Source organism: Bacillus sp. P4_D3 (assembly GCF_056401855.1).
In genome coordinates, this window is sequence record NZ_JBFUIN010000732.1 from 1 (window position 1) to 1,510 (window position 1,510).

Here is a 1,510-nt window from a genome sequence, read left to right on the forward strand (position 1 = left end):
CATAAAACATTGACTCAAATCAAATAATTTCAAAAGCAAATGATAAAATAGCGAGATAATATCAATGCCGAGTAACTGACAGACTCAACTTTAGCAGTTGACTATTGTTCATTTGTGGAATTGAAATTCGATCCCGTTAGATAAACAATAACAGAAGGTAATAGATTAAAAGTTAGGGATTCTCTATAGTAAGTATAAGTAAAAAGCTATAAAGTAATTCAAATAATAGTTCCAGAGTAAGAGTGTGTTTTTCGAAAATTCTTCGATTAAAACACACTCTTTTTCAGTTCTTATCCTTGATAGGCAGCAATTCTTTGTAAAACATGAGATGTGATATCATAAAATATATCCAAATAGAAATTGCAAAATATTACCGATAACTCATTCAATGGAATAAGGACTGAACGAGATATTGCATTAATCCATGGATAATAATGATAAGCCATACATTCCAATAACGCGCCAATATGTATCCAAGGAATAGACCTACGATACCAAGGTTTGTTATAATAGCTGCTATATCAACACCACAATGACCAGAGCCATGAATTGCAATATGCCAGCTCGCCCAAAGAATTGGAGTAATATTGCTGGCCATGTCCCTAATTACATTTTCAAACTCTGTAAAAAAGTTTTCTATCTACTTTTTAGCTTCATCACTCATTTCAATGATATGAGTCCAATATTTTTTTGTAATCGGATCATATTCTACCCTAACTGTGACATTCTTTTGAGCATCTGTGTTTACATATCCTTCAATCGTTAGGGCATGAATTGCATTTGATGATCTATTTTCTTTTTTATAGGAACTCGTATGCTTGTCAAAGACTTGTTCAACAATTGTTAAATCAAAGTTATACTCATTTTTCATATACTGAATCGCTTTCGATTCAGAAATATTACGGATATTCATTTCTTCCTCTGGTGTAAGAGCCAACTGCTTTTCTAACTCTACAGCATGTTGGTTATCTGTAGATAGATTTAGAACACCTGTATTTTCTTCTGAATTATAATCTACCAGCCACTTTTTATCTTTGTAGTACGCTTCGACAGAGGATTTGCATGAAAATCCGCTCTTTCCTTCATTTTGTGCATCACAGCTAACTAACTCAAAATGAATATTTATTTTGGAATATTCCGGACTTCCTGTACCTTCATTCGCTTGCACCCTACTTGCCTTTGTCACATATGTAATCTTTATTGGACCATTAGTTTTTTCAACCTCATGTTTTACTTTTTCTTCAATACGTTGTTCCTGAACCTGTTTCGCGAAAATGTAGTTCTCCTCATACAAATGATACATTGCTAAAGGAACAAATAAAGCAAGCCCTAAAACGAAACAAGAAAGTGCATAATAAGCCAACATTCGCTCTGTAGTATATATACGGAGACAGGAAAGTATACTAAAGGTAAAGCGATATAAAAAATAGGTACTGAAAAGTAAAATGTAAAGGCTGTAATTAGAAAAATCCCCCCGAGTAACTCGATATATCGCGGAATACCTATACTG

1 protein-coding gene and 1 pseudogene are annotated in these 1,510 nt (G+C 33.3%); both read right to left on the reverse strand.

Translation table 11 applies throughout. From position 1 onward, the window contains the following. Positions 1 to 385 precede the first annotated feature (385 nt). Positions 386 to 606 (reverse strand): annotated as a pseudogene (locus AC1DTM_RS26080) (CPBP family glutamic-type intramembrane protease); the annotation flags it as partial. A 34-nt stretch (positions 607 to 640) separates the two neighbouring features. Next, on the reverse strand, positions 641 to 1,366 hold the full coding sequence (locus AC1DTM_RS26085; RefSeq protein ID WP_477001244.1) for a hypothetical protein: 726 nt from the start codon (positions 1,364 to 1,366) through the stop codon (positions 641 to 643). Positions 1,367 to 1,510: the final 144 nt, after the last annotated feature.

Excerpts from the sequence above, each read along its gene's own strand:
- AC1DTM_RS26085 (WP_477001244.1), bottom strand. The coding sequence starts at position 1,366 with ATGTTGGCTTATTATGCACTTTCTTGTTTCGTTTTAGGGCTTGCTTTA.